Genomic DNA, 26,268 nt, shown 5'->3' on the forward strand with positions numbered 1-26,268 from the left:
TTTCCGATTTGTCTCTTTAGTTTTCTATTAATCATGAATGCCCCAAAGATTTCGTCTACGCCTCCTCGTCGTTCCTTTCTAAAGTCCATGCTCGCTGCAAGTGCCGCGCCGCTTGTGGTTTCGCCTCGTTTGTTTGGCAGTGATGCTCCTTCGAACAAAATCACGCTGGGTTTTATTGGAGTGGGGGGACATGGGAGTAGTTACAACCTACCATCTTTCTTGCAGGAGGACGACTGCCGAGCAGTGGCTATCTGCGATGTAATGAAAGATCGCCTCCATGCGGCCAAAGAGATCGTCGACAAGCATAACGGAGATACGGCTTGTAAGACCTATTCTGATTTCCGTGACCTACTGGCTGACAAGGATATTGATGGGGTCGTTATTTCCGCACCTGACCATTGGCATGTAACGATGGCTATTTTGGGAATCAGGGCAGGGAAGAAGGTCTTTTGCGAAAAACCCACCCTGACGATTGGTGAAGGACAGGAACTGTTGAAGGCAGTTAAGAATCATGATGCCGTCTTTGCGACGGGTTTAGAAGATCGGTCCGTAACCCACTATCACAAAATGGCTGAGGCCGTTCGCAATGGTGCGATTGGTGAGCTGCGCTACATCAGTGTGGGTCTCCCTATAAAACCCATTTTCCCCATCCTCGATCCGGCACCGGTCCCTGACGGACTGGACTTCGATCTATGGCTGGGCCCCGCTCTAGAACGTGAGTACAGGCCTGGTATAACCGATGCTCAATCCTGGCGTCAAATTCGTGATTTTTCCGGAGGCTCGTTAACTGATTGGGGTGCCCACTTAATGGATACGGCACAGGTGGCGAATTTCGCTGAGGATTCTGGTCCGGTTGAAGTTTCGGGTTGGGGGACGATTCCACCTGATTCGATAAACTCCGTTCCGCAGACCTATGAGATCAACTACACCTACGCCAATGGGGTGACCATGCATGTGAAGTCTGACAAGCCCTCTATACGGTTTGTTGGTAGTAAAGGGTGGGTAGGTAATGAAGGCTGGAAGGGACAACTCAAAGCGAGTGACTTGAATATCTATCGCAAAAAATACGATCCGTCTAAAAATAAGATCTGGCCAATGCCGCCCACAGAGCACCGAAACTTTCTCGATATCATTCGCTACGGAAAACCGGCTAACTACTCTGCACATGCCCTTCATAAATTAAGCAATTCCATGCATATTGGCGCCATCGCCATGGAATTGGGTCGATCACTGAAGTGGGATCCGGATAAGGAAGTGTTCAACGATTCCGAGGCCAATAAGTTGCGATACCGCAAACGCCGCGGATCCTGGGTCTAATTGCAGATACTGCTTTGTCTTAGATTACTCCCATTTTCAGTCAACTGTTGACTTAAATACCTATCGGCATACACAGGCAATCGTTGAATTCTAGATGTATTACCCCATCAGTTGTGGCGAACCCTAACTACAAATTAAGCATGCGCGATATCGCCAAGGAGGCGGGTGTCTCAGTCTCCGCGGTGTCGTTGGCCCTTCGTAACAGTCCCAAAGTCTCTAAAAAGCGTCGTGACGAGATCACTCAGATCGCGGAACGCATGGGCTATGTAAAAGACGGTCGCATTTCCGAGTTGATGGAGCACCTGCGGACTAATCGCACCGATCGCAAATTTTCCAAGTTGGCGGTATTGATTCCGGAAATTACCAAAGCACAACTCACTACCTATCCCGTCCCTCATAAATTGATGAGTGGCATGGAGGCTCAGGCTCACGATAGTGGTTACGAGTTGGATGTGTTTTATCTGCCGGAATTGAAAGCTAGCCCAAAGCGATTAAGGAATATTCTTATCTCTCGCGGGATCCAGGGTGTCATCGCGATGCCTTGGGTGAGTGGAGTTGGAACCTTGGATCTGGACATCGAGACCTTTTGTATCTCAACCGCCGGATACAGCATTATCGATCCGATGGTGAATAGAGCCTGCACTAATTATTTGCAGATGATGGATGAACTCATTGAGCAGGCCTGTCGTCTCGGATATAAACGTATCGGATTTGTCATGACATATCCTCGAGGTGGTATTGGGCATAAGTTGTTTGCCTCTTCTTTCCTTTATTACACATCCCTCATCGAAGAGTCTCGTCGTATTCCCATTCTCCCTAAGAGTGAAATTTCTCCTGAAAACATACAAAGCTGGATGAAAGAGTATGAGCCGGATGTAGTCATTAGCGACGGCTCGGTATACAATATTATAGTCCAGTTGGGGTACAAGATTTCCGAAGATCTTGGATTTGCTGCACTCGACACAGCCAAGGGCCCGGACGATGCATCAGGTGTTGATCACCGGCATGAGGTCGTGGGGCGTGAGGCCTTCAAGCTTGTGCTCTCAGATTTAGCTTTGAATACCAAAGGGATCCCGAATTCTCCGAAAGTTGTTTTAGTCGACAGTCACTATCAGACAGGATCGACCTTACGTCGGGTAGGCCGAACATTGGATGTGCGTATACGAGCTGCAACCTATCACGACTCGGACGGCGCTGTGACACTGGTGAAGTGACGTTCTCCATGGGTAGGGACTCATCGCCTAGGCGTCCGTTAATCAGTTTTAGGGAAACAGGCGGTCCGGCGGTCCATCCCTACCTTGTTATTCCTAAAACCCCCGATTTCATTCATCGAGGTTATCCCGCATTTCCACATCCTTGCAGTTGATTAAATCGAATAGAGGAGCCTCATTCCATTTCGGATCATGGTCCTCCTTTTGCTCAATTCCTCCATGCGATCTGCCCAGACGATGAGATTGTCGATTAAGCGTCGGTCTCTAATTGAGCATTCGGCCGTCCATGTTTATAGATGCGGCGGATTTCACCCTGAGTCAGGGTGCGATTCAGAAGAAAGACTTCGTCCATGCGACCACGAAACTCTTTGGTCCGTTCACCGTGAAGTTCTGTTCGGTATGAGCCCAGTAGGCTATTACCTGGTGTTACGAAAGTCGATTCATCAAAGCGTCCCGTAACCGCTCGTTGTCCGTTTATCCACGTACGGCCCACCTTGTTTTCTACATCGATGACGGCAGTGAGGAGAACCCATTGACCAGTAGGAATGGACGCACCTGTCTTTTCTTTGCGAACACGGGGAAAGACTGCCGGAATGAGGGTATCGCCGCTGCGGGAAATCTGTAGGTGTAGAGAGCCTTCCTTGTAATCCATCGAATTTAAAATTGAGGTGACTGGTGCATCCAATCGATCCACATTTACCCAGGCACCGAAGGTAAATTGTCTGAGCTCTCCTGGGATATTGATTTCAACGGCGTCATTCGCTTGGTCAAATAATAAGGCGCGCTTGCCCGGCCAGCGACCGGTCACCCAGCGGGCCCCTTCGATGGTGCCGTGGATGGATGGGCTGTGTGCGGATTCATCCTTGAGGGTCGTTTGACTGTCATTGGCGGAATTGAAAGAGAAGTAGAGCAGGGCGTCTTCGTCGTTTCGAAGCTCGTTACTCATCGAGAGCCAACGATTGTAGCTGACGTCTGCGGGAGTCAGGTACACATCCTGGGCTGGTGCTTCGCTGGGATTGATTTGCCCATCATGGATCTTGGCCGAATCTCCCACCTCGAGTGAAGCGATGGTTTCCTTGGCACGGTGTTTATTCACGTTTACTTCTCCATCAAAAACGTGCACTTCACTGTCTCCGGATGATCCATCTACCGATACTCCGAACTCTGTACCCAGATCCTGGATATCTACATCGGGCGTTTCGATGACGAAGCCGTGGCCACTATCGGGGGCAAACGCGCGAATGCTGCCTCGGCTTAATCGCACGCGGAATGCATCCACGATCTCAAAGTCGGCCGGCGCCTTCACCGTCATGGAAACGCCGTTCCGAAATTCGACGGAAATCATGCCACGCATCAAAGAGTAGGCTTGGCTTTTTAAGATTCCATCTTTGGGCGTGGTATCTTCTGCGAATACCGCATTGGCTTCATCCTGGATAACGGCGACAGGTGACCGGCCGTTCCAGGCGAACAATACGGTGGCAATGAGGACGATGGCAGCCGCCACTTGAAGAACTGGCATTTGATACCAGCGGGGTTTCGCTGCAGCCGCCGTGTGGCTTTGCCCGGAAGTCAGGGCAGAAATTTCTTCCGTGGCCAGGAGATCCTGTAGTGTTTCGCCGTCCAGCAGGAACTGGGATGCGAATGCACGATGGTCTTCGTTTTCGCGCAGAAGGTCGTTTAGCTCTGTACGGTGTCTATCATTGAAACGGCTGCCTTCTCGTGCAGCTATGAGTAACTCAGCGATACGATTGAGCTGCTTGTCGCTGTTGGATTTAGAATGTGGTTCGTTGCTCATGGGATGTTAGCTGGCGGCTAATTGATTTTCGATGCATTTGCCCAGGGATTGGCGCAGACGCATCATCATGACTTTTATAGCGCTGAGGCCTCGGTTTTGCTGCTCAGCGATTTCCTGGAAATTGTAGCCTTTGGCGTAATGAGCAGTGAGTGCTTCCCGGTGATCGGGCTTGAGTTTAGTCAGGCATTGTTCGAGTGCATCGCGCCGATCAATTTGTTTAGCCGAGAGCTTTTCAGTGGTATTGGTCATCGCTAGTACCACATCGTCGTCGAATACCAGGCGGTCACGGCTCTTGTCGCGCACGTAGGCCAGGATTTCAAAGCGTGCCACGGCAAAGGCCCATTTGAGAAACGGTGTATTTGGATCCCAGTCGCCTACCTTTTTCCACAAGACCAAACAGACTTTCTGGAACACATCTCGGGCGTCTTCATGATTGCTAATAGAGGCCGCACAAAAGCCCCGCAAAGCGGATTGCGATTCGGTAAAAGCACGGATGAATTGGTCGTCCGGGAAAGGCTGCACTGTATTGTCTTCGGCCATGGTGTTAACTAATTACTCCAGAACTCTCCCATAGGGTTACATAGACATCAACACCCTGCTTGGGGGCCTTTAGGGCTTGGCAACGGTTGAGACATTGGAGTTGTCATTTAGTCTTCGTCCTCTCACTTTTTCGATCCTCATGTCTCGAGCTTTTTATATCATCCTTATCAGCGCTGTGTCCGTAGGTGTTGGTATGGGGGCTCGTCAATCGCTTGGACTTTTTCTTCAGCCTATCTCTGAGTCGCTTTCAACAGGTCGTGGAACCTTCAGCTTGGCAATCGCAGTTCAGAACATCCTGTTTGGATTGCCATTTGCCGGAATGCTCGCCGACAAAATCGGTCCTCGTTGGGTGGTTGTGGGAGGTGCTGTCTTGTATGCGGCTGGATTTGCGATCCTCTCAGCGGCTTCATCGGTGTTTACTTTGTATTTTGGAATGGGAGTGCTTGTCGGACTGGCTCTGAGTGGAACTTCCTATGTGGTTGTGTTGGGAGCGGTTGCCAGAGTAGTCCCTGCCGAGCGAAGGAGCACTGCCTTTGGGATTGTTACTGCAGCTGGATCGTTTGGCACGTTCGCTGTGGTGCCTGGCATGCAATGGCTCATCAATGCTGTTGGGTGGGAATCGACTCTCTGGTACGCAGCTGTCTTGGTCGGAATAATTGGACTTTTCGCGCTTGGTTACCCATCCGGTAGCACTCTTTCGAATACGGATCCGTCAAATACCGAACCTCTTGGGAAATCTTTGCGGAATGCCTGTACTCACTCGGGCTACCTGTTGCTCAATATTGGGTTTTTTGTCTGTGGGTTTCATGTCGCATTCATCGCAACTCATTTGCCGGCCTATCTGGCCGATCATGGCTTACCCAAAATGATTGCTGCCACTGCGCTCTCCCTTATTGGGCTATTCAATATGGGTGGTTCCTATCTTTTTGGCCGGCTGGGTGACCGGTACAGGAAAAAATATTTGTTAAGCATCCTATACGGAATCCGAGCATTAATCATCTGTTGTTTTCTTATCGTTCCCGTTACCAACGCCACTGCCCTTATTTTCGCCTGCTTTATCGGTTTCGTATGGCTCGCGACCGTTCCTTTGACGAGCGGAACAGTGGCTCAAATATTCGGTTCAAGGCACCTGTCGTCCTTGTACGGAATCGTCTTCTTCAGTCATCAGCTGGGAAGCTTTTTAGGAGTATGGCTGGGTGGTCGTATTTACGATGCCTCAGGCTCCTATAATCTCGTTTGGATCGGAGCTATCATTCTTGGATTCGCGGCAGCTATCATTCATCTACCTATAAAGGATGCTAAATTTCAGTCTGCTGAAAAACACAGAGCAGGCTAAAGGCGTCAGACCTGCTGATCTTTGGAACTATTGAACAGCCTTCAATTCGCTGAGCAATCGCCTCACGACTTCGGGATGTCTTCCAGCAATGTTGTTCAGTTCTCCAATGTCCTCGTCCAAGTTGTAAAGTAGCGGCGGGTCGTGACGGTCTATAGGTGACCGCTCCCGAGTATGGGGATTAGTGGGTTGCCTGGTCGTGCGATGGATTTTAAAACTACCTGAACGATAAACGTCCGGGTTGTAGAACCAGGTCGTGCGCGGGCTGGGTTTTCCTTCTAGCAGAGCCGGCGTTAAGTCGGTGGACATCCAACCGGGTTTTTCTTCAGGCAGGGATTGTGCGCCAGTCAAGGTGGCGAAGGTAGCATAGAGATCGAGGTTCGCTGCTATGCCATCAACCGTTCCAGGCTTGATCTTCCCCGGCCAATGAAAGATGCCCGGTACCCGGTAACCCCCTTCCCAGGAAGTTCCTTTTTCACCACGTAGGGGTTTGGCCGTTCCTCCATGTCGTGGGCCGAAGACCGTCCAGGGTCCATTGTCGCTTGTGAAAATGATGAGGGTATTATCTTCGATACCTGCTGCTTTAACTGCTTTTCTTACTTCGCCAACGGACCAGTCGATTTCTTCGACCACATCACCGAAAATACCTGCGTCGCTTTTATTTTGGAAGTTTTTTGAAGCGAAAATCGGTATGTGAGGCATGTTGTGGGCGAGGTAGAGAAAGAAGGATTCATCTTTCTTATCTTCGATCCACTGAACGGCTTCTTTAGTATAGCGCTGTGTAAACAGCGATTGGTCGGCAGGATGCTCAACGACATCGCGACCGCGAATCAGCGGAATCTTCCAAGTAGTAGAGGTCGCGTTATTGAAGGCTTCGAGCGTTTGCTTAGGTGGTCCGGGAGCATCGTTAGACCCCGGAGTTCCATAGTGGTAATCAAAGCCGCATTCGAGTGGATGCATAGGGGATTGGGTAAAATCCTTGGGGTAGCCAGCCAGGTGCCACTTTCCCAGGATGGCCGTAGCATAACCTTGACGTTTCAGCATTGCAGGCAGAAGAATCGAGCGATCCTTACTGAGCGGCTCTTCACCCAGGAGGGCAGAGTGACGCCCACTCATCAATCCGGTGCGGCTTGTAACACAAGCGGGACCCGAGGCGTAAAAGGTGGTCCATCGCTGACCTTCAGAGGCGAGCTGATCGATGTTCGGGGTCTTGATACTTTCGTTGCCGTAGCAAGACAGATCGCCGTAACCAAGGTCGTCGACGAAGATGAGGATGATGTTGGGTCTTTCGGCAGCACCGAGATAGGATGCGCTGAGGAATAGGAGAGCGAGAAGTAGACGGAGTTTCATATGTAATCAGACTTATTCCATCAAAGTACTTCTGGCAAGGTTCAGTCCTTGAGGCTCAAACTTTCTTCCTCTTTTGGAAAGTCACTTGTTAACTTTTTGCCTTTTTCGGGTATTTGTAGAAGAACGATTCAGCTCATGAAGAATACCCCAATCAGTCTCCTCCTGTTTATCTGTTTATTGGCGCTCGGACCTTGGATCAGTCTGAGAAGTGCAGGACCTGCCTTTCCGCAGAACATGCCCAATACAAAACCGGACCATCCGTTGAGTGCGGCGATGGAACGGAACTACGATGCCTATTTGGCGCCTCGACCGGAAGACAATGAGCTCTATACCCAGTTCAAATACACTGAGTTGAAAGGGTTTGATTACAATGGAGGTGATAGAAAGATTACCCGACGGGATCCCTCCAAAATCATTCTTCACGATGGCAAATACTATGTGTGGTACACCTACCGGAACACGCCGACGTCGCCACAAGGTCCCGAGAATTCCACCGACGCGATCCCGGCTCGCGACTGGGATTTGTGAGAAATTTGGTACGCCACCTCCGCCTCCTATCTTGATCGCATTCAGTCCAGGTGGTAATGGTCAAGGAATTCTGCAAAAGCTGAAGGATGGAGTCGAAGAAGCTGGATGGTTACTTTTTGGCAGTGCATGCTTTGTTAAGGATTTGATCCTCCCTTGACGCTTCGAACCGTCTAATCTTGTTTCCTCATCGTCTCCATGATTGTTCAAATACTCCTTCCACTCATTCTCGCCTTCATCATGTTTTCGCTCGGCCTTGGCCTGCGTAAACTGGACTTTGCCCGGGTACTCACCTATCCCAAAACATTTGCGACTGGAATAACCAATCAACTGGTATTGCTGCCGCTCATCGCGTTTGGACTTATCAAGGTGTTTGGCTTTACCGCGGAAATAGCGGTAGGGATTATGATCATTTCCTTTTGCCCGGGAGGAGTAACTTCCAATGTGCTGACCAAAATAGCCAAGGGAAACACACCGTTGTCGATTTCATTGACGGCCGTTGTCAGTCTGGCATCTGTGATCACCGTGCCGATTCTGGTAGCTCTGTCGGTCGGTCACTTTATGGGCGTGGATGGGGCAGAGGTGAACATCACCAAACTGGGTTTCACGATGTTCCTCATTACAGCCGTGCCGGTGTTGCTCGGGATGCTCCTGACGGCAATCAAACCTGCGTTGGTCGAAAAAATCTCCCGAGGTGTTTCCCGAACTGCGAATGTGCTCTTCGTCTTCATTATCTTGGCAGCGCTGGTCAAAAACTGGGATGTTTTTTATGGAAACCTTCCGACGCTTGGTCCGGCCTTGGTGCTACTAAATATGGTCATGCTGGCTCTCGGCCTGATCAGTAGCTCTTTAATGAAACTGGACTCCAAGGATGCGTCGACCATCTCAATCGAATCGGGTGTTCAGAATGGTACGTTGGGAATTGCCGTGGGTGCACTCATTGCCTTAAATGCAACCGAGCTGCTGCCACCGACCACCTTACCGTCGGTGGTTTATAGCATCGTGATGTATGTCGTTACTGTGCCATTCGTTCTGTGGCGTCAAAGAATAGCTCGTTAGAGATTAGCCCCAAAGCAAGCCAGCCGACCTTCCCGGGGCTTATTTCTTTTTGAGCAGGCTTTCCACTTCTCTATAGAAATTGGCTTCATCGTAACTCCTGCCATCGGAGATGAATACCTTGTTTAGCAGGTTGAGTGCTTTCTTAACTGATGTGAGTGAGTTGAGTCGTTCTTTGACTTTAATTAGTAGATCCTCTTTGGCGGATGGATTACTCCGGACACTTCTTACTTTCGCGATCGCGTCCTTCATGAAATCCGACAACTCCGTCTCTGACTCCCAGCTCAAAGTTTCGGTTAACGCCTCAAATGCTTTTTCCTCCCTCAAACTCAATCGGTTGTCGGTATAAGCCCCTAGGATGAGCAGATCAATGATTGCCTCGCGTTCATCCTGGGAAAGACCGTCTCTGCTCGATGCGCTTTTGTCTTTGTTGAACAGTTTCTCGAATAATTTCATTTCATTTCGTTTGTTTCCAAGAAGGATGAATACTAGCAGGAGGGAACCAAAATGAATCTGAAGTGCTCCTGTATTCAATTCAAGAGGGAATCTTATTCTTGATTTTCGGCTTTTGGCTTGTCGGGGCTGAAGCAACGTCGATCATAGATGTATGCCTACACCCAATTATTCTCGTAGAAACTTCCTCAAAAATAGCTTGCTTGGTGCGGGTGCGTTACTTGCCGGGCGCCACACACTGAATGCCGATATCTCTTCGGGGATTAAGATCACTAAGATCCGTCACTATAAGGATCCGAACTACACCAAACCGACTTTCGCACAGGCCCGTGACATTGTGGTGGTTGAGACCGATGCGGGGATTTCGGGTATTGGTGAAGGCGGTGCGCTGGAGATGACGCAGAATTGTGCGGAGATGCTCATTGGAGAAGATCCATTCCGCATTGAGCACCTGTGGCAGAAGGTGTATCGACAGTATTTTTATCCGTCTGGACGTGAGCGACTGCATGCTGGAGGGGCACTCGACATGGCCCTCTGGGATATTAAAGGGAAGTATTTGAAAGTGCCGGTATGGGAACTCCTCGGAGGTCTAACGCGAAAACACATTCCTTGTTACTCAACAGGCTTCCCAAGCCAAGGTTCTACGAAGGAAACCGCACGGGCCTGCATGGAAGCTGGCTTCTATGCTTATCGAGTTGGCACCGTCTCAGACGGCGAGGTCTATGATTCACATAAGTTCCTCGACGAAAATTTGCGCTTCTACGAAGAGGTGCGGGAAGGGGTCGGGGAAAAGGGACAGTGGTGCACAGACTTTCATACCCGTTTTGATACCGCCGAGGCAGTGACCATGGCTCGGATGATTGAGCATTTGAAACCGGTGTTTGTAGAGGATCTGGTGCGCTCTGAGAATCCAGGGGTCTACCGCGCTCTGCGTGACCGCATCAACGTGCCTATTGCTGTAGGTGAGCACTTTGGGGATCGTTGGGATCTGAACGAACTGGTTGAAGAAAACCTTATTGATCATTCCAGGGTGACCTTACCCAACGTGGGTGGTATTACCGAGATGAAGAAAATCGCTGCCCTATGTGAGACCCATTATGTAGGAATTATTCCTCACTTCACCGGCCCGATTTCCACGGCGGCCTTGGTGCATGTATTGGCCTCGTCCTCTGGATTTGTCATGGCCGAGCTGACCAAAGATGGACCGGCTAAGATCCCGTATTTGAATGACGACTATCTGAGCTTTAAGAATGGAAAACTCTATCCGAACGAACGTCCGGGGCTGGGTGTTGAGTTCTTCCCGGATAAAGTCAAATTGGTGAATGAGATTACCAAGCCGTCGTCTTATGATCATCCGGTCTTTGAGCGAGGGGATGGATCTATCACTAATTGGTAGGGGGATGTTTTGAACAGAAGGTAACGAAGAGAACGAAGATAACAAAGAATTAAGCCGGTCGCTTCGCTTGAGAACGCCGAGCTTGGTTGTGGGCATGTAACGGTAATCCTTTGTGTGCTCCGATTTGATTCTGAAGGGCGAGTGTGCCTGCTAAGGTTTTCGACTCGCTTTCCTGTTTAGATAGTTATTTGTTTTATTGAAATATAGTTTCCTTAACAATAGTTTCTATGGAAACAGTAGTGAGTTGTGTGAAGGAAAACTCTACGAATTTCAAAATGGGGTTGGGAGGGATGATGCGAAATGTGTCTTACCAGCTCCATCAGTTATTTACCAAGGAACTGAAACGCAGTTCTGTGACTGTGGCTGAATGGGCCGTTCTAAGGCTTATTTATTTGAGTGGAGGTACCATAGCGTCGAGTGAGATTGCTCATTCTACAGGAATGACGCGTGGGGCTATTTCAAAACTGATCGATAAGAATACTAAGAAAGGTCTCATCTTGCGCACAGAATCAAAAACAGACCGTCGTTATCAGGACATCAAGCTCACTAAAAAAGCAAACGACCTTGTCCCTAAGCTCGATAAAATGACGAACACACTGAATGACCAATATTTCTCCTGTCTCAATGCAACTGAACGGAAAACGCTTGAACATATTCTGCAAAAGATAGCTGAGAAAAATCAGTTGATTGAAGTCCCTGCTCAGTAACTTTCCCTCTTGAACCATCATCTAAATTTCCAACGCCTTATTACTCGTAATGAACGATCGAAATCTCCCCAAAAAAAACTCGCGAACTTCATAGTCACCATTTCGATTCGACCATCTGGAATGATTTTCAGTTTCGAGATGACGACATCATCATCGGAACCTATGGAAAAGCTGGAACGACTTGGATGCAGCAGATAATCGCCCAACTCTCGGTTGGAGGTGATCCTGATTTGGAAGTTTCAGAAATGTCTCCGTGGATGGATCTGCGAGTGCCGCCGAAGGAAGTTAAACTTCAATTTGTCGAAGAACAGTCGCATCGAAGGTTTCTGAAAACTCACCTGCCAGTGGATGCTTTGGTATTTTCTGAGAAGGCCAAATATATCTATATCGGCCGCGACGGACGCGATGTCGTTTGGAGTTTGTATAACCATCATGCAAACGCCAATGAGGGTTTTTACGATGCTCTCAATAAAACACCTGGTCGGGTGGGGCCTCCTATCGAGCCTCCCACCGACGATATCCGTCAATACTGGTCGGATTGGTTCGAGCGTGATGGTTATCCTTTCTGGTCTTTTTGGGAAAACCTTCGGACTTGGTGGGCGATAAGAGATCTGCCAAACGTTCACTTTGTCCACTTTGCCGATCTCAAGCAAGACATGTCCAGTAAGATACGTCGGATTGAAGAATTTTTGGAAATCCCGATCAACGAGTCATCTTGGCCTTCAATCCTTGAGTATTGTTCATTTGATTGGATGAAGGAAAATGCTTCGAAGACAGTACCACTGGGAGGAGCCTTTTGGGAAGGAGGACCCAAGGTCTTTATTCACAAGGGTATCAATGGCCGATGGACAGAGGTGCTGACGGAGGAAGATTGTGCTGAATATGAAGCGAAATCTGAAGCGGAGTTGGGGCCGGATTGTGCTGACTGGGTCGCCAAGGGAAGTTTCGAAAAACAATCGTAAACGACCAGGAGCTAATAGACCACTTTTACCGGCCTACCGTTTTGGTTCCGTGCAGATTCATTCGCTGCCAAAGTAACAGCCAAGGTTTTTAGCCCGTCTTCGTAGGAGGAGAGGATGCCTGAGTCGTCTCCTGATGATACAGCTTCCAGGAAGGCCTTATTTTGAGTGATGAAGATGTTCTCTTCGCTCGGAATGTGTTCGCGGTCCTCTTCAGCAGAATGAATCGTGCCTTCATAGCCCCAACCCGTAAGAGCAATGCGATGGTTGCGGGAGGACAGGCTGAGTCCGATGCCACCACCAGGGCTTTCTGGGTGACCTCCAAGAGGGAAACAACCGGTGGCAAAAGAGGCGATTGCGTCAGACTTAAAGCGGGCGTTTACGACCATGGCATCGTCCACCGTCTTGTTCTCTACCTCAGGCATGAATCCATCCGTGGCGTAGGCGCTTACTTCTTCCACTTCTCCCATGGTGTAGCGACAGATATCCAGTAGATGGGTACACTGTTCTGAAAACTGACCTCCTGATTGATCGAATTTGCGCCACCAGGGTGGGGGAGGCATTTGAGTGGTCCACCATCCACGAGCAAGGATACCTTGATTATTTTCCTGGGAAAGTAGTTCCTTGGCTCGTTGAACCGATTGGCGATATCGATTTTGGTAAGCCACCGATACGATGGTACCAGCGTCATTGAAATAGCCATTGATAGTTTGGGCTGTCTCCAGCTTTTGGGAAATCGGTTTTTCTATCAGTACACCTTTTACATGTTCTGCGCAGGCTTTCTCCAAATCACCGTGCAAATGTGGGGGTAATAAGATGAACGCGGCATCGAGGGATTCCTTCTGCAACATGTTCAACCCTGAGTCGTAGGTGTTGGCTTTCCAGGGGGCAGCCAGTTCCTTCGCCCGTTCTTGGTTACGCCCTCCGATGGCGGCTACTTCAGCTCCTTCAATTTCCTTGAGGGCCTTAAGATGTAGTTCCGTGACCCAACCTGTTCCGATGATTCCGATTTTCATATGCTTGTAGTTTCAATCGGTGAAAGCTTCTGGCGTCAAGCGGCTCAATATAAACGGATCCTGGGATCGTCATTTAAAATATAAAAATCCGCCCCCTTTCGGAGGTGGATATGCTTGGTAGTATTTCCAGGACGTCCTAGAAATGAAGCGAAACGGTACCTCCTGGTAACGTATTTCCCGTGACTACTAAGGGCGTGCCCGCACCTCAAACGGGTATAACTGGTTCCTGAATGAGGAGGCGTCCGTGGGCGCCATATGCTCGTAGATATCTAAATCTGACACTGCGACGCTGGTAGCACCGTTCTCCAAAAAATATTGCTCCGCAGCGCTTGCAATAACTCGCAAGTCGTTAAGAACCGAATTTCCCAGAGACGTTTGTTCGACCTTGGTGAATGCTGGAATTGCCAATGCGGCAAGCACTCCAATATTGACCTCCTCGATCATTATCTCAATCAACATGAATCCATTCTTTTATGTTCTTTCATGTATTTCCTATCTACTATTATGTTGTGGTGTAAGTATTATGATGGCTCAAAGTAAACTCGGAGCTACACGTCTGGAACGGGTTAAGTTTGGCGATTGTAATAAAAGAAAGCAACTTGCGCCCGCTCCGTCCTTCATCCCAAGATGTTCTTCTTTATTATTCATGAAACTGCTACCTATGTTTAAGCAAAGTTTGTTGTGTTATTTATTGTTTGTGGGGGCTATCTGCTCGGCCCAAGTTACTCCGGATGGTTACATCCCGGTTGAGGAAGGGATAAGGGTTCCTTCAACCTGGGGCGTATCATGGCCTTATGCCGGGGGATATGCGCAGGTGATAATTCAGGATGGAAAGTTTACACTGTTTTTTTTGGATGCTGATCGAAAGCTTCGCCGGGTTAACGACATTGAATTGGCGCTTGTTCACGCACGGCAGGTAGGAAACAAAGGCCTGTTTTCACCGTTTCATCTTCAACGTAGTTCCAACGGGTTGTATTTTCAAAACCAGCGTCACGTGTATGAACCACACCAATACGACGTGAAAGTCGATTTGAGAAAGATCGTGGGAAACAAACATCGATTCCGAATGAAGCGCTCAGAAAAAAGATCTGATTTGCGGAACGTAAAAGATTCGCTGGAAGTAAAGCGCTTGGATCAGCGAGATTGGCCTGTGGGACAATGATCCGGAAAAACGTTGCTCTGTATTGTAGGCTCGCTCAATAGTTTGCCTTCCTTCTTTTCCTTCTATCTCGACTATGCCTCGACTGATCTTCTTTCAGGTAGGCGTTTTTATAAGCGCATTTTTGCTGTTCTCACTGCAGTTGATCACCGCTCGACAATTACTTCCGCTTTTCGGTGGGAGTATTATGACCTGGGGCACTTGCATGATCTTCTTTCAGGGATTGTTGTTGGGCGGGTATGCGTTCGCTCATTGGGGATTGAAGAAATTCGGTGTGAAGAAATACACACGGCTTCATTGGTTGCTATTATTGTACGGCCTCATCTGCTTTCCTTTGCAACAACTTGAGTTGGGCTTCGAAGGATTGCCACCGACCTTGGTGCTGTTGCTATTGCTGGCGGTTAAAACAGGTATCTGCTTTTTCGGCTTATCAACCATTAGTCTGGTGCTGCAGCGTTGGTTATCAGCCTCCGATCTCAAAGAGAGTGGAAATCCTTACATTCTCTACAGCCCCTCCAATCTGGGATCTATACTCGGCTTGTTATCTTACCCGTTCGTAGTGGAACGCTTGCTTCGTCTAGATGCTCCAGGTCTGCCCTCCATCCCGGCTGAAACTTGAATAAGCACGAGGAGGGTCAGTCGTCAAACTGGTGTCATCGTAATTGGCTGTTCGCATAACGATCTTCCAATCGTCGGGTCGGTCACCGGGTGCGATGTTGCCCTCATGCAGGAATACGCGCTCATGCACCGGTTGAGGTATATAGGACTCAAGGTCCCATTCAAATAGACTGCTACTGCTTAAGATAAAATGGTCTCTGGATCCTCTCGGGTCCGCGGCCAAAGTGTTTCGATGTGCTGGCAGCAGATACCGTTTCTTTCCTCCAATTGTGGTTTCAACGATCCCTGCATTGGTGATCAATGGACCTGTGTAGTTCATAGACAATTCGACTGGCGTCCAGGTTCGGCCACCGTCCGCAGTGAACGCAGCTACGAGATGTGACTCTTCGCTGTTTTCCTGTTTGATGGAACAGCGCATAGCAAAGCACCAAACTACGTTCTGGTCTTTCGGTTTGAAGAGCACCGGGTTTGCATAAGCAAATTGAAGATCTCCTTGCCACTTGTTGTGATCGAAAATGGCAACGGGTTCATCACAATTCTCACCATCGTTGCGTGTGACCATGGCGAATATGTCTCCCATATCTTTTTTACCGTTCGTCATCGCTCCAAACACGACAATCAAGTGCTTGTTCTTCCATTGGGTAATAAAAGGCTGCCAAACCCTCCAAGAGTCCGGGTGTTTTTCAACATGCCGAAGTTCCCGCACCTCGGTTACATCACCTTTGTAATCCGTCCAGTCTGCCTGAACAGCCAAGGTGCTGAGAATGAAAAGTAAGAATCCGGGAAGATGTGAGAGTCTCATGCCATAAATTTCTAGAAACAGTCCTCATCACCGCCAAGGAATTTTTGTTAAGAAAAGGCAGTTGTCATTCCTCGAGAGGTGTCGACCGGATTGGAATTTCGTTGCGGTTCGAACAAGGGCAAGCAGCGTTTCTATGGTATGGATTCTGATAAGTCACCGCCTCAACGTTTTCCCGCTGAAGACGTTTATAACTTTGTTGAAGCAGTCCTGCTAAAATCCGGTGTTGAAGACCATGCTGCCCAGGTGACGGCCCGTGGCCTCTGGCAAACTTCGCTGCGAGGCGTAGATTCGCACGGCATTCGCTTATTACTCCATTATGTTCAAGGAGTGCGTTGCGGAAGAGTGAACCCTCAGGCCCACATCCAATTTGAAAAGACAAGTGCAACAACCGGCCGAGTAGACGCTGACCATGGTTTCGGTCATGCCGCTGGAATGTTGGCTATGAAACAGGCCATTGAAATGGCTAAAGAATCAGGGTCCGGGCAAGTTGCGGTTTCGAATTCCAATCATTGCGGGTCGATGGCTTTTTACGCACTGGAAGCAGCCAAGAACGACATGATTGGTACTGCCTATACCAATGCATCTCCCAACATGCGATCAGCAAACGCCACCACCCGTTTCTTTGGAACCAATCCTATTTGCATGGCTGCTCCTATGAGTCGAGAAGGTCCGTTCTGTTACGATGGAGCTACGACCATGGTTGCATTGAATAAGATCCGAAACATGGGTGACCAGGGACAGGATATTCCAACCGGCTGGGGAGCGGATAGTGAAGGGAGGGATACCACTGATCCAGCTGAGGTCAGTCAGTTGTTACCGATGGGTGACTACAAAGGCTTTGGTTTGGCGATGATGGTGGATATCCTGTGCGGTGTGATGACTGGAATGCCGACAGGAGATCAGGTGACTGACATGTTCAGAGATCCCAATTCTGAAAAACGTCATCTCGGTCATTTCTTCACGGCTACTCGGATAGATGCTTTTCAAGAGGCCAGTCAATTTAAGGACCGGCTACAGGATTTGGCGGATCGGATTCGTCAGCAGCCCAGACAGGATCCAGATACCCCGGTCATGATTCCCGGAGATCCGGAGAAAGCCTATGAAGCCGATCGAAAAGAGCTTGGAATACCTATCAATGAAGCTGTTCTAAGTGATTTCCGGAAACTGGCTGAGAAACTGGAGCTTAAGATGTTTCAGGGGCAGACCTGAAGTAGCCTGGTTATCCTGTGTCGTTTTCTTGTGAGAACGCCTCGATTCAAATCTCATCCTTAAGAGATACCTCTTCCAAGAAACCACTTGGCATTTTTGTTCTGCTTTAGCATAGTAATTCTGTAATGAGGCGTCATCGAAGTTTAGGAATTTTTGAGTCCCCTGTTTTTTATTGGGCTACTCTTTTCGTTTTTATTTCTACGTTCTCTGCTTCAGCTGACCCATCCGAGCAAGTAGCTCCGGCAGAAAACTACCTGTTTACGGGGCTCGATATGTATTGGGTGGAAGGAGGTCAGAAGTACCGCGTTCAAGATTTCTCGAAGAAGCGCGTTCAGATCGTTAAAGATGGAGAATTGGTTTCTGTGCGGAAGGGCGGTAGTCTAATCTATGCGTCCAGATCGAAGGTCTCTCAGCAAAGCCTGCAACTCAGGATTGATAAAATATCGACTGAGTATAGTAAGTACCAGGCTGATTATGAAGCTCTTCAGTCAACGTTTTCCCTTCTAGCTGTGGAAAGTGACAGCTTCGATCAAAATGCCTCCAGCTTTTTCGAATCAGGCGACCGATATTCAATCGTCATGAATGGTGAAACGGTTTTATCGGGAGCATCCGTCGAAGCCATGGAGCGTACGCAAAGCAATATCGAAAATTTTGAAAACGTACGCACAGACCTTGAAGACAAAATGAACAATGCGGCTTCACTTGCTGATATGGTAAGAATTCAAGGTGAGCTCCGGCTACCTGCCGGAATTCATGAAGGCTTCATGATGCTGCTCGTCAGGTATACTTCCGCGGGGAACTCCAGTGTGAAGCTTCAACCGGTTCACCGGAGCTTTAAGCATGATGGAGGTGACTCACCGTTTGCTTTTAATTATGCCATTTCTGGGTTTCCAGCAGGATTCCATGTGGAGGATGTGGGCATCCATGTTTTTTCAAATGGGAAAGAAATTCCTCATCAAGAAAGCAATGGATTGCGGGGCATGTCGGACCTTGATTATTTTGAGTATCTATTATCCAAATACAAGAAGAGCTCAGGAAGAGAGGAGCCGGTTTTATTTCGACCTCTCGATGCGGATGCCATCGTTGAAGTGGCTCCCTCCAGGAATTTGGGAAGCATCAAGATTGAAATGGTGGTGCAACCCGACGGATCGACTCGCGTAGACTATTTGAATGTGGGATACATTGAGGACCAGCAGCCACTGGTTGCACTCCTGGAGGAGGCCCGTTTTTTTCCTGCGATGGAAAACGGAGCATTAATCGAGTCTACCTTGTTTGTTCCCTTAAGCAGTCTTGTCCAATAGATCGGGCTCTCTTCTTTTGCTTCTGCAAGATACGCTCTTGCATTGAAATTTTGAAACAAGCTATATCAATGCCCAATGAGTTTTCTTTGGAATGTGTATTACGTCTTTGGGAGATCCTTTTTCCTAATAGTCTTACTTGGTCTTTCTGTGCTTGATGCGCAGGAGTCAGCATCACCAAACTTTTTAAACGATAAGAGGAACGTGGCTTGGGGTCGAGCGATGGGTCATCACTACTTCGACATTCATTTTGAAGAAGAAGATTTCTTACCGGCTTGGCCCAATTCGGTGGTGGTCCATTTGAATAAATTACTCAAAGTGGCAGCCAGTAAGGTTGAAGGAACTCGGCATCAGGAGCATGTCGACTATGTCATCGAAGGTTTTGATGCTTTTCGAAATTTGCTAAATCAGAAATAGGGATTCAACGCATGCATCAACTCACTATTTACATGTTCCTTGTTTTGATTTTGAGTTTTTTGGCTTGTTCGGAGCCCGCTGACCTGGAGTCTGATTCTCAGGTCGTTCTTTCAATCCCCAAACTTTCTTCCGGCAATCCCTCGGCTGGCAAGTTTGTCAAAGTTACGGCTCCTGAGTATGTCGGCACCCATGTTTATCATACGATTTATCTTCCGGATGATTGGAGCGCTGATGGAGAACGCTTGCCCATCATCTTCGAGTATACCGGAAACTATTTTCCTAAGTCCGGTTCAACCGGGGAAGTCAAAGACGCCGGGTTAGGCTTTGGTCTGTCAGGAGGGAAATACATCTGGGTATCTTTACCCTACATTCATGAGAATCATCAGGAGAATCAGGTGACCTGGTGGGGGGATGACCAAGCCACGGTGGAGTATGCCAAGGTTAATGTACCTAGAATTATCGAAGCGTATAACGCCGATCCCAATGTCGTCTTTCTCTGTGGCTTTTCGCGTGGAGCGATTGGTGTTAATTATCTGGGGCTCCACGACGATGAAGTAGCTAAACTTTGGACCGGATTCATTACTCATGATCACTTTGATGGGATCAAAGAGTGGGGCAAAACGGAATGGGGTTCCCCGTTTGAGAAATACCAGGCTGAAGCTACGGAGAGATTAAAACGAGTCGATGGTCGTCCTTACCTGGTGTGTCAAAATGGCGATAAATATGGCACGGAAACATTTGTGCGTGAGCGACTGCAATCCTTAGGCAACTTTACTTTCATCGATGTGCAAACCGCTAAGCTATTTGGCAGTTTTCCAAATGATATCGCGGCTCATCCGCATACAGACAGGTGGGCTTTAATTCCAAGTGAGTATCGAAGGTTGGCATGGGGATGGTTCAATGAGTTGACCATCGAATGAAATAGTTCGATAAGTAAGGAGTTCTTCATTGTTCGGGGCTTGTTTCCAGGGTATGAAAGTCAAAGGAATTGGAGATACTTCCAGGCAGATACCAACAGTGCACCTGCTAGTAACTGGCTACCGAAAAGTCATTCGTTTGGGCTGGCAGATCTATCGTCTCAACATGCTTCAGGTCTCCGCCTGAATCTATCTTGAAAAATGAGAGGGTCTGGTCGCCCATTTGGCGCGTGATTAGATAATTGCCTTTGGGAGAGACATCAACCTTCCAGGGAATATCACCTGTTTTGCTTCTACTGATTGGGCTGAGCTTGCCTTCGGTATCCACGCGAAATGAGAAGACGCTATCCTCGTCGCCGTTGAAGTCGCGCAGGGCTACATAGAGGAATTTTCCGTTTGGCGTCAGGGCGATGTCAGACGCATGGAGGTCCCGCTTGCCTTGTTCGAAAGGCGAGCGGCGTGGGATGGTAGGAACGTGTTGCCGATCGTTGAGCTGTCCGTCTTCGCCGATCTCATACATACTCACTCCGAGTTGTTGTTCGTTGCTGAAGTAGAGGAGGGGTAAAGTCGGGTGGTAGGCCACATGCCGTGGGCCAAACATGGCGGGCGGTTTTGCGTTGAACGGCTCCAGAGGAGTCAGCCGTCCGGTCGTTTCATCAAACGCGTACTGGTAGAGCGCGTTGTTGAGCTTTACGCAGGGGATATATACAAAGCGATTATCGGGGGTCGTGAGGATGCAATGGGCTTCTCTTTTTGGAGACCTTAAAAAGTCCGCTATAGCTCCGACCACTCCGTCATTATTTATATTATAAGTGGAAATTTGTCCGGTGCCGTAATTGACTGCCATGAAATAGCGACCCGTTCGATCGACGCTTGTATAGCCGGTGGCATGAGCCAGCTTTGAGGAGCCGATCACATGCAACTCACCGTTTTCGGAAATCCCAACCGAGGCAGCATGGTTCTCTCCTTTACTGCCTCCAGTAATAATCAACCGTTTATCAGAAGTTTGAGTGGTAATCCCGGAAGGACTGAATGGCAGGGGCACTGAACGCTTTTGACTGATGGTTACCCCTTCGGCTGCACCGTGAACCGTGAGGCTGAGAAGTTGTTGGTTGGGTTTGTCTGGCACGAGTAGCAGAAATGATTCCTCAGCGATAGTGAAGCTGTGAATCAATAGCGCGATTAGGCCGAATAGGGTTTGTCTTATCATGACTCGTTTACTGCTCGTTGGAATCGTAAGCTCCGCTCGTTTCACGAATACCCGTTACATGTTCACGCGCGGTTCTTAAATGATTTTGAAGCGTTGTATTTAAGTCCTCTGAATCGGGTGGTGCCTGCATGTGTTCGAAATGCCCAAACTTATCTTCTCCTCGTGCAAGAATGACGGGTTGCTGGAAACCATCTTGTTTCACCGACGGGGTCATGTAGCGAGCTACGAATCCGATACGCGGCTTGTCGCTGAAGTTCGCTTTCGAACCGTGAACAATGTTTACATGATGGAGTGACATTTCGCCGAGCGCCAGTACTACATCGGTTGCTTCCTCTTCGGTGACTTCGACGGCAATTTCCTGGCCGCGACTGAGCAGGTTATTTTCAGCAAAGGTTTCTTTGTGCGGCTGAATACTCAATTTATGGGACTCTCTTACCACACGCATACAACCGTTGTCTGTTGAACTTTCCGATAGCGCTATCCAGGCGGTAGTTATGCTACCTGAATCAAGCCCCCAGTAGGTAGCGTCCTGATGCCAGGAAATAAAACCGGGATCGTGTGCTGGTTTTGCAAATACACTGGTCGCCCACAATAAGATGTTCGGTCCCGAAACGGATTCGATCGCGTCCAAAATGTTGGGGTAAGTTACCAGGTCATAACCCCATCGGTAGTTTAAGAACAATTGGTGAAGTTCTTCTGTTTTCGGAGACCTGCCCAGGCGCTTCTCGATGTCGGCGAGTCCTTGGGTCATGGTCTGGACTTCCGTCGGGTCAAGCACCTGAAGGGGAAAGAGTATACCCTCGTTTTCGTAGGAGTTTGTTTGGTTTGAAGTAAGGCTTCCGGACATCGTGTTTTGAAACTAGAGCCTTCAGGCATGGAATGGCAATTATAACGCTGAAGTCGAACCGCAAGGAATCATATTTAACTTTATCTAGATCCGCTTTGGCTATTCGATGAATGTATGTCGCAAGAAACATTTGATGTTTGTGTAATCGGAACCGGTGCCGGAGGAGGAGTGATGCTGCAGGAGCTAACCGTAGCCGGTTTCAAGGTGGTGGCTTTGGAAAGAGGTCCGAAGTTAGACGTCATGGACTTTATGAGCGACGATGAGTTGTCGATTCAGATTCGTGATGAACTCTTTTCGCCCGGGCAACTTGAATCCTGGAGACCAGATGCGGATAGCACAGTGCTCGAGGGCAAGTTCAACAACCTTGCCTATTGTGTGGGTGGAACGATTACTCACTGGGGCGCTTGGACTTGGCGGTTTCGAGAGGATGAATTTAAGGTGCGTTCCACCGAAGGGCCGGTAGCCGGAGCGAGTTTAGTGGACTGGCCATTTGGTTACGACGAAATGGAGCCCTGGTATGAAAAAGCGGAATGGGAGTTGGGTGTATCTGGACTGAGTGGAGCTAATCCGGTGGAGGCTCCTCGTAAGAAAGGTTTTCCCAATCCTCCACATCCTGATACCGCAACCACACCGCATGTCAGGCGCGCACTAGAATCGTTAGGCTATCAACATTTCCCGATGCCCATGAGTATCAATTCTCAGCCCTACAATGGTCGCCCCGGTTGTTCTTATGGCGGATGCGTGTGGTGGCTACGGATGTCCGATTAGTGCCAAGGCTTCAACCTTGGCCATTCATATCCCCAGGGCCATAGCGAGTGGAAACTTGGATTTACCAGCGGATGCTCGAGTGACTGAGATTGCTACAGGAAAAGATGGCAAAGTGAGTGGTGTTCGTTATCTGGATGGGAAGGGCGAAGAACAGGAAGTGAAAGCCAAGCAGGTCATTTTGGCTGCCGGAGCGATTGGTTCACCACACCTGTTACAGCTGTCCCAATCCAATTCATTCCCGGACGGTCTGGCCAACTCGAGTGGACAGGTGGGTAGGAATCTCACCTACCATCATTTTCCTCTCGTCTTATATACGTTGGACCAACCGACTTTCAATTTTACCGGAATTGAGGCACTGATCGCTACTGACGATTTGCATCCCTCGGATCCGGGGCGAGGCTTCATTCGTGGCGGGGTGATAACCGATGGGAATCCTTTTGTTAAACAACCCTTGGGCTATGCGCTCGGTGCCTTAAACGGCCATCCGAACCTGAAGCGAGCCTGGGGTTCAGATCTGAAGCAGGCGTTGCGAGATTTCCCAAAACAGGCTCAGTTGACCGCGATTCTTGAGGACCTGCTGGTGGAGTCAAATCGAGTCGAGCTTGATCCAGATTTAAAAGATAAAGATGGTCTTCCCGCTCCAAGAATCACTCACAAACAACACCCCAATGATCTGGCTATGTTCAAGTGGTTTGAGAAACGCATGTTTGATTTAGCCGATAAGGCTGGAGCGATTACCAGTTGGGCCCCGGCCAGCAGCTATCGTTTGGTTGATGATTCGTCAGCCATGCAGGGAAGTGTCCATATCCATGGCACTTGTCGTATGGGGGACGATCCGAATAAATCCGTTGTCGATCGTTGGTGCCGCAGCCACGACGTGAAGAACCTCTGGGTGGTCGATGGAAGTTTCTTTCCGACGGCTGGTGGCTATAATCCAACGCTTACGCTTATGGCCAATGCTCACCGGGTGGCCGATCACTTCATAAGCGAAGAGAAGAAAGGAAATTTATGAAAAACGGTTCGATTGGCGAGGGACGAGTGTCCAGTGGGGATATTCCCATTAAAAAACCAAATATTTCCCGCCGGGATTTTATGGGGCAAAGCGCAGTTTATGGAGGAACTTTACTCGCTTGGCTGAATCTGCCTCGACCTAAAGCGATAGCAGCAGCTCATTCCTCTGGCGAACCGGTGACCTTTTCCTCCACTCAATGGAAAACGGTTGAGGCCATCACCGGTCGTATCATTCCAACCGACCATGAGCCTGGAGCGATAGAAGCCAGCTGCGTGAATTTTATCGATAAAGTCTTGGCCAATGAAGACGAGGCGCAGAAGTCGGTTTATGAGAATGGGCTGATGGGATTGAAAGCCGTTTCTGAAAAGCGATACAACAAAGGCTTTCTGGACCTCCATCCTGACCAACAATATGACATCCTCGCGTCCCTGGAATCAGATGAGACCGATGAATGGCCGGACAGCGCAGGAGCTCCCGGTATCTTCTTTGCGACGGTGCGAGGGCACACACTGATTGGCTTTCTTGCGGACCCAAAATATGGAGGCAATCAAGACTATGTTGGCTGGAAGCTCATTGGCTATCCGGGGCCGCGTCACCATGCAGGTGGGTTTACCGCGGATCAGATGCAGGGAAAAGCACCGATCAAGGCGGTTTGGGAGTAGGCTAGCATGCGGGTTCATGGTCTAAATCCAGTTGATTGAAGATAGAGCCAGATTAAGTTCCAAGTTTTTTGAAGTGCATCGTCGATTGAACTTTTCAAGTAGAGATGGCTCTGCATGATGTGCTCTCTCTTTCGGTTTATAACCTACAAATTTAGCGGCTATAGGATGTTGGATTTTTTGATGATTGCGGCCATTGTTGGCCTTGGAATGCTCATTTGGGACTGTATCGAGGTGGGACGCAATGATGCGGCTAACCTGGTCAATGCGGTGTTTGGTGCCCGCGTTTTAGATCGCCGGACGGCCGTGTTTATTGCCGGTGCGGCGGTTATCCTGGGAGCGACCTTTTCATCCCCGGTTATTGAAACGGCCCGAAAAGGCATCTTCGATCCCACCGTGCTGACCATCCAGATGGCCATGGCTATCTACATCAGTGTTTACTTTGTAGACACCGTGTTGCTTTACGGCTTTTCCAGTTTCGGTATGCCAGTAAGTACGACCGCTTGTTTGGTGTTCGAGCTTGTCGGTGCTTCCTTGTTCTTGGCCGGTTTCAGCAATGTAAATTGGCCCAAGGTTGGTGAGGTGACTACCGGGATCGTCGTTTCGATCGTGGTGAGTGGATTTGCCTCGTTTATGGTCATGCGAGTCTTTCGAGGGGCTGTTAGGGACAAGGCAAAAGATCGAGATACCGTGATGCTTCATGGACCTTGGATTGCTGGAGCCATTTTTACCTGGCTGAGCTGGTTCATGGTTTTCAAAGGATTGAAAAACGTGGAAGCCGTTAAGCTGGTCCAAACCGAGGTTTTTCAAGAATACGGGATCACTCTTGTGTTACTTGCCATGTGGGGAACCTTTACCCTACTCACACACCTCTGTTTAGTGATCTTCAAGAACGCCGGCTACAAGCACCTCTTTTCAGTTACAGCTGTCTTGGGAATGGTTTGTATGGCGTTTGCTTTTGGGCAAAACGATTTGGCAAATGCTGCGTCGCCAGGATTGGCTAGCTTCACGCTATGGCAAGGCGGCGGAGAAATGGGGGATTTCGCAGATCTAAGTTCTAAGATCCCTATTTCAGCATGGGCTTTGTTTGGCTGTGGTGTCCTTATGGCTTCAGGCATGTTAACCGGTTATGCGCAACGGGTAACCCGGGCTCAAGTAAACACCGGCAGTCAATTCGATTCGGTATCTCTCTACGCTCCCAATTGGTGTAAATCTCTGGCGCGCCTTTTCATTAGATTGCGTGGCAATGCCAAGGAAGTAGCTCCTCCTTCCGAAGTAGATGGGAATAAAAAGAAGATTCACTTTGATACTTTGCGTGCTTCCGTTATTACCGGAGTGAGTGCGAGTGTGATCGCTTTCGCATCCGGACAAGGGCTGCCCGTTTCAACCACTTATGTAGCCTTTGCTGCTATTCTTGGATCAGGGTTTTCGGACCGTGTCTTTACCCGGGGCGAAGCCGATACGAAGTTAGGTCGGGCTATTTGGGTGGTTAGCTGTTGGTTGATTGCCCCCATCATTGCCATCGTAGCGACGGGATTTGTGGCCAACGTGATCTATCGTCTTTCGATTGCAGGCTTAATCATCTGCATATTGCTCAACCTTGTTGGGAGATATATTTTTAAACGCCGCTCCGACGCCCACGAGCAGAAATACCACAAAGCCTAGTAGGTTCTGTTTAAAAGTTGAAGACTCTA

The 26,268-nt window shown here is 48.9% G+C and carries 27 protein-coding genes; 18 read left to right on the plus strand and 9 right to left on the minus strand.

Annotated features, from left to right (window positions below; translation table 11 throughout):
• Nucleotides 1–33 precede the first annotated feature (33 nt).
• Both GA003_04440 and GA003_04445 read left to right on the plus strand, forming a co-directional pair.
• Nucleotides 34–1,317 (plus strand): Gfo/Idh/MocA family oxidoreductase, encoded by a 1,284-nt coding sequence (locus GA003_04440; GenBank protein ID QXD29230.1) that lies wholly within the window; start codon nucleotides 34–36, stop codon nucleotides 1,315–1,317.
• 140 nt (nucleotides 1,318–1,457) lie between these two features.
• Entirely contained in the window at nucleotides 1,458–2,531 is a 1,074-nt protein-coding gene (locus GA003_04445; GenBank protein QXD29231.1) for a LacI family transcriptional regulator, read from the plus strand.
• A gap of 247 nt (nucleotides 2,532–2,778) precedes the next feature.
• Here GA003_04445 and GA003_04450 read toward each other — a convergent pair whose 3' ends face one another.
• Both GA003_04450 and GA003_04455 read right to left on the minus strand, forming a co-directional pair.
• A complete protein-coding gene (locus GA003_04450) occupies nucleotides 2,779–4,323 on the minus strand; it encodes a FecR domain-containing protein (GenBank protein ID QXD29232.1) in 1,545 nt (514 codons plus the stop codon).
• A gap of 6 nt (nucleotides 4,324–4,329) precedes the next feature.
• Nucleotides 4,330–4,863, minus strand: coding sequence for a sigma-70 family RNA polymerase sigma factor (locus GA003_04455; protein ID QXD29233.1), 534 nt, complete (start codon nucleotides 4,861–4,863; stop codon nucleotides 4,330–4,332).
• Between the two features lie 139 nt (nucleotides 4,864–5,002).
• Between GA003_04455 and GA003_04460 the strand changes: the two genes are divergently transcribed.
• Nucleotides 5,003–6,199, plus strand: coding sequence for an MFS transporter (locus GA003_04460; GenBank protein QXD29234.1), 1,197 nt, complete (start codon nucleotides 5,003–5,005; stop codon nucleotides 6,197–6,199).
• A gap of 27 nt (nucleotides 6,200–6,226) precedes the next feature.
• On the opposite strand, the gene GA003_04465 is transcribed toward GA003_04460, so the two are convergent.
• Nucleotides 6,227–7,546 (minus strand): sulfatase, encoded by a 1,320-nt coding sequence (locus GA003_04465; GenBank protein ID QXD29235.1) that lies wholly within the window; start codon nucleotides 7,544–7,546, stop codon nucleotides 6,227–6,229.
• A 135-nt stretch (nucleotides 7,547–7,681) separates the two neighbouring features.
• Between GA003_04465 and GA003_04470 the strand changes: the two genes are divergently transcribed.
• Entirely contained in the window at nucleotides 7,682–8,074 is a 393-nt protein-coding gene (locus GA003_04470; protein QXD29236.1) for a hypothetical protein, read from the plus strand.
• Nucleotides 8,075–8,269: 195 nt separating this feature from the next.
• A complete protein-coding gene (locus GA003_04475; protein ID QXD29237.1) occupies nucleotides 8,270–9,130 on the plus strand; it encodes a bile acid:sodium symporter family protein in 861 nt (286 codons plus the stop codon).
• Between the two features lie 39 nt (nucleotides 9,131–9,169).
• On the opposite strand, the gene GA003_04480 is transcribed toward GA003_04475, so the two are convergent.
• Nucleotides 9,170–9,583 (minus strand): hypothetical protein, encoded by a 414-nt coding sequence (locus GA003_04480; GenBank protein ID QXD29238.1) that lies wholly within the window; start codon nucleotides 9,581–9,583, stop codon nucleotides 9,170–9,172.
• Between the two features lie 151 nt (nucleotides 9,584–9,734).
• Between GA003_04480 and GA003_04485 the strand changes: the two genes are divergently transcribed.
• The 3 genes from GA003_04485 to GA003_04495 all read left to right on the plus strand — a co-directional run bounded on the left by GA003_04485 (nucleotide 9,735) and on the right by GA003_04495 (nucleotide 12,645).
• Nucleotides 9,735–10,976, plus strand: a complete 1,242-nt coding sequence (locus GA003_04485; protein QXD29239.1) for a mandelate racemase/muconate lactonizing enzyme family protein — start codon at nucleotides 9,735–9,737, stop codon at nucleotides 10,974–10,976.
• 227 nt (nucleotides 10,977–11,203) lie between these two features.
• A complete protein-coding gene (locus GA003_04490; GenBank protein ID QXD29240.1) occupies nucleotides 11,204–11,683 on the plus strand; it encodes a MarR family transcriptional regulator in 480 nt (159 codons plus the stop codon).
• Between the two features lie 56 nt (nucleotides 11,684–11,739).
• A complete protein-coding gene (locus GA003_04495) occupies nucleotides 11,740–12,645 on the plus strand; it encodes a sulfotransferase domain-containing protein (protein QXD30339.1) in 906 nt (301 codons plus the stop codon).
• Between the two features lie 11 nt (nucleotides 12,646–12,656).
• On the opposite strand, the gene GA003_04500 is transcribed toward GA003_04495, so the two are convergent.
• Nucleotides 12,657–13,658: a Gfo/Idh/MocA family oxidoreductase gene (locus GA003_04500; GenBank protein QXD29241.1), complete on the minus strand. Its 1,002-nt coding sequence runs from the start codon at nucleotides 13,656–13,658 to the stop codon at nucleotides 12,657–12,659.
• 186 nt (nucleotides 13,659–13,844) lie between these two features.
• Nucleotides 13,845–14,117, minus strand: coding sequence for a hypothetical protein (locus GA003_04505; protein QXD29242.1), 273 nt, complete (start codon nucleotides 14,115–14,117; stop codon nucleotides 13,845–13,847).
• A 187-nt stretch (nucleotides 14,118–14,304) separates the two neighbouring features.
• Between GA003_04505 and GA003_04510 the strand changes: the two genes are divergently transcribed.
• Nucleotides 14,305–14,820: a hypothetical protein gene (locus GA003_04510; protein QXD29243.1), complete on the plus strand. Its 516-nt coding sequence runs from the start codon at nucleotides 14,305–14,307 to the stop codon at nucleotides 14,818–14,820.
• A gap of 73 nt (nucleotides 14,821–14,893) precedes the next feature.
• Nucleotides 14,894–15,436 carry a hypothetical protein gene (locus GA003_04515; protein ID QXD29244.1) on the plus strand — a complete coding sequence of 181 codons (543 nt, stop codon included), beginning with the start codon at nucleotides 14,894–14,896 and terminating at the stop codon, nucleotides 15,434–15,436.
• Here GA003_04515 and GA003_04520 read toward each other — a convergent pair.
• On the minus strand, nucleotides 15,395–16,237 hold the full coding sequence (locus GA003_04520; GenBank protein ID QXD29245.1) for a glycoside hydrolase: 843 nt from the start codon (nucleotides 16,235–16,237) through the stop codon (nucleotides 15,395–15,397). The two genes, GA003_04515 and GA003_04520, sit on opposite strands and share 42 nt — an antisense overlap.
• Before the next feature lie 138 nt (nucleotides 16,238–16,375).
• Between GA003_04520 and GA003_04525 the strand changes: the two genes are divergently transcribed.
• The 4 genes from GA003_04525 (at nucleotide 16,376) to GA003_04540 (ending at nucleotide 20,081) form a co-directional block, all read left to right on the plus strand.
• Nucleotides 16,376–17,446 carry an Ldh family oxidoreductase gene (locus tag GA003_04525; protein ID QXD29246.1) on the plus strand — a complete coding sequence of 357 codons (1,071 nt, stop codon included), beginning with the start codon at nucleotides 16,376–16,378 and terminating at the stop codon, nucleotides 17,444–17,446.
• A gap of 125 nt (nucleotides 17,447–17,571) precedes the next feature.
• Nucleotides 17,572–18,747 (plus strand): hypothetical protein, encoded by a 1,176-nt coding sequence (locus tag GA003_04530; GenBank protein QXD29247.1) that lies wholly within the window; start codon nucleotides 17,572–17,574, stop codon nucleotides 18,745–18,747.
• Between the two features lie 201 nt (nucleotides 18,748–18,948).
• Nucleotides 18,949–19,161, plus strand: coding sequence for a hypothetical protein (locus tag GA003_04535; protein QXD29248.1), 213 nt, complete (start codon nucleotides 18,949–18,951; stop codon nucleotides 19,159–19,161).
• Nucleotides 19,162–19,172: 11 nt separating this feature from the next.
• On the plus strand, nucleotides 19,173–20,081 hold the full coding sequence (locus GA003_04540) for a hypothetical protein (protein ID QXD29249.1): 909 nt from the start codon (nucleotides 19,173–19,175) through the stop codon (nucleotides 20,079–20,081).
• A gap of 106 nt (nucleotides 20,082–20,187) precedes the next feature.
• Here GA003_04540 and GA003_04545 read toward each other — a convergent pair whose 3' ends face one another.
• On the minus strand, nucleotides 20,188–21,288 hold the full coding sequence (locus GA003_04545) for a lactonase family protein (GenBank protein QXD29250.1): 1,101 nt from the start codon (nucleotides 21,286–21,288) through the stop codon (nucleotides 20,188–20,190).
• 7 nt (nucleotides 21,289–21,295) lie between these two features.
• Nucleotides 21,296–22,135, minus strand: a complete 840-nt coding sequence (locus GA003_04550) for a phytanoyl-CoA dioxygenase family protein (GenBank protein QXD29251.1) — start codon at nucleotides 22,133–22,135, stop codon at nucleotides 21,296–21,298.
• Nucleotides 22,136–22,249: 114 nt separating this feature from the next.
• On the opposite strand from GA003_04550, the gene GA003_04555 reads away from it, so the two are divergent.
• The 4 genes from GA003_04555 to GA003_04570 all read left to right on the plus strand — a co-directional run bounded on the left by GA003_04555 (nucleotide 22,250) and on the right by GA003_04570 (nucleotide 26,239).
• Nucleotides 22,250–22,903 carry a hypothetical protein gene (locus GA003_04555; protein ID QXD29252.1) on the plus strand — a complete coding sequence of 218 codons (654 nt, stop codon included), beginning with the start codon at nucleotides 22,250–22,252 and terminating at the stop codon, nucleotides 22,901–22,903.
• Complete coding sequence (locus GA003_04560; protein QXD29253.1) at nucleotides 22,866–23,915, plus strand: GMC family oxidoreductase; 1,050 nt, start codon at nucleotides 22,866–22,868, stop codon at nucleotides 23,913–23,915. The genes GA003_04555 and GA003_04560 overlap by 38 nt, the downstream gene beginning before the upstream one ends.
• On the plus strand, nucleotides 23,912–24,577 hold the full coding sequence (locus tag GA003_04565; protein QXD29254.1) for a gluconate 2-dehydrogenase subunit 3 family protein: 666 nt from the start codon (nucleotides 23,912–23,914) through the stop codon (nucleotides 24,575–24,577). The genes GA003_04560 and GA003_04565 overlap by 4 nt, the downstream gene beginning before the upstream one ends.
• 165 nt (nucleotides 24,578–24,742) lie before the next feature.
• On the plus strand, nucleotides 24,743–26,239 hold the full coding sequence (locus tag GA003_04570) for an inorganic phosphate transporter (GenBank protein ID QXD29255.1): 1,497 nt from the start codon (nucleotides 24,743–24,745) through the stop codon (nucleotides 26,237–26,239).
• The last annotated feature ends 29 nt before the right edge of the window (nucleotides 26,240–26,268 follow it).

Source organism: Opitutia bacterium ISCC 52 (assembly GCA_014529675.2).
In the GTDB taxonomy this organism is placed as follows: domain Bacteria; phylum Verrucomicrobiota; class Verrucomicrobiia; order Opitutales; family UBA2995; genus UBA2995.

What these genes read in the sequence shown, in the direction of transcription:
- GA003_04565 (QXD29254.1), top strand. Translation starts at nt 23,912, where the DNA reads ATGAAAAACGGTTCGATTGGCGAGGGACGAGTGTCCAGTGGGGATATT.
- GA003_04515 (QXD29244.1), top strand. Translation starts at nt 14,894, where the DNA reads ATGCCTCGACTGATCTTCTTTCAGGTAGGCGTTTTTATAAGCGCATTT.
- GA003_04510 (QXD29243.1), top strand. Translation starts at nt 14,305, where the DNA reads ATGAAACTGCTACCTATGTTTAAGCAAAGTTTGTTGTGTTATTTATTG.
- GA003_04525 (QXD29246.1), top strand. Translation starts at nt 16,376, where the DNA reads ATGGATTCTGATAAGTCACCGCCTCAACGTTTTCCCGCTGAAGACGTT.
- GA003_04500 (QXD29241.1), bottom strand. Translation starts at nt 13,658, where the DNA reads ATGAAAATCGGAATCATCGGAACAGGTTGGGTCACGGAACTACATCTT.
- GA003_04445 (QXD29231.1), top strand. Translation starts at nt 1,458, where the DNA reads ATGCGCGATATCGCCAAGGAGGCGGGTGTCTCAGTCTCCGCGGTGTCG.
- GA003_04555 (QXD29252.1), top strand. Translation starts at nt 22,250, where the DNA reads ATGTCGCAAGAAACATTTGATGTTTGTGTAATCGGAACCGGTGCCGGA.
- GA003_04530 (QXD29247.1), top strand. Translation starts at nt 17,572, where the DNA reads ATGAGGCGTCATCGAAGTTTAGGAATTTTTGAGTCCCCTGTTTTTTAT.
- GA003_04455 (QXD29233.1), bottom strand. Translation starts at nt 4,863, where the DNA reads ATGGCCGAAGACAATACAGTGCAGCCTTTCCCGGACGACCAATTCATC.
- GA003_04475 (QXD29237.1), top strand. Translation starts at nt 8,270, where the DNA reads ATGATTGTTCAAATACTCCTTCCACTCATTCTCGCCTTCATCATGTTT.
- GA003_04545 (QXD29250.1), bottom strand. Translation starts at nt 21,288, where the DNA reads ATGATAAGACAAACCCTATTCGGCCTAATCGCGCTATTGATTCACAGC.
- GA003_04470 (QXD29236.1), top strand. Translation starts at nt 7,682, where the DNA reads ATGAAGAATACCCCAATCAGTCTCCTCCTGTTTATCTGTTTATTGGCG.
- GA003_04485 (QXD29239.1), top strand. Translation starts at nt 9,735, where the DNA reads ATGCCTACACCCAATTATTCTCGTAGAAACTTCCTCAAAAATAGCTTG.
- GA003_04570 (QXD29255.1), top strand. Translation starts at nt 24,743, where the DNA reads ATGTTGGATTTTTTGATGATTGCGGCCATTGTTGGCCTTGGAATGCTC.
- GA003_04490 (QXD29240.1), top strand. Translation starts at nt 11,204, where the DNA reads ATGGAAACAGTAGTGAGTTGTGTGAAGGAAAACTCTACGAATTTCAAA.
- GA003_04460 (QXD29234.1), top strand. Translation starts at nt 5,003, where the DNA reads ATGTCTCGAGCTTTTTATATCATCCTTATCAGCGCTGTGTCCGTAGGT.
- GA003_04540 (QXD29249.1), top strand. Translation starts at nt 19,173, where the DNA reads ATGCATCAACTCACTATTTACATGTTCCTTGTTTTGATTTTGAGTTTT.
- GA003_04450 (QXD29232.1), bottom strand. Translation starts at nt 4,323, where the DNA reads ATGAGCAACGAACCACATTCTAAATCCAACAGCGACAAGCAGCTCAAT.
- GA003_04440 (QXD29230.1), top strand. Translation starts at nt 34, where the DNA reads ATGAATGCCCCAAAGATTTCGTCTACGCCTCCTCGTCGTTCCTTTCTA.
- GA003_04560 (QXD29253.1), top strand. Translation starts at nt 22,866, where the DNA reads ATGGCGGATGCGTGTGGTGGCTACGGATGTCCGATTAGTGCCAAGGCT.
- GA003_04480 (QXD29238.1), bottom strand. Translation starts at nt 9,583, where the DNA reads ATGAAATTATTCGAGAAACTGTTCAACAAAGACAAAAGCGCATCGAGC.
- GA003_04465 (QXD29235.1), bottom strand. Translation starts at nt 7,546, where the DNA reads ATGAAACTCCGTCTACTTCTCGCTCTCCTATTCCTCAGCGCATCCTAT.
- GA003_04505 (QXD29242.1), bottom strand. Translation starts at nt 14,117, where the DNA reads ATGTTGATTGAGATAATGATCGAGGAGGTCAATATTGGAGTGCTTGCC.
- GA003_04550 (QXD29251.1), bottom strand. Translation starts at nt 22,135, where the DNA reads ATGTCCGGAAGCCTTACTTCAAACCAAACAAACTCCTACGAAAACGAG.
- GA003_04520 (QXD29245.1), bottom strand. Translation starts at nt 16,237, where the DNA reads ATGAGACTCTCACATCTTCCCGGATTCTTACTTTTCATTCTCAGCACC.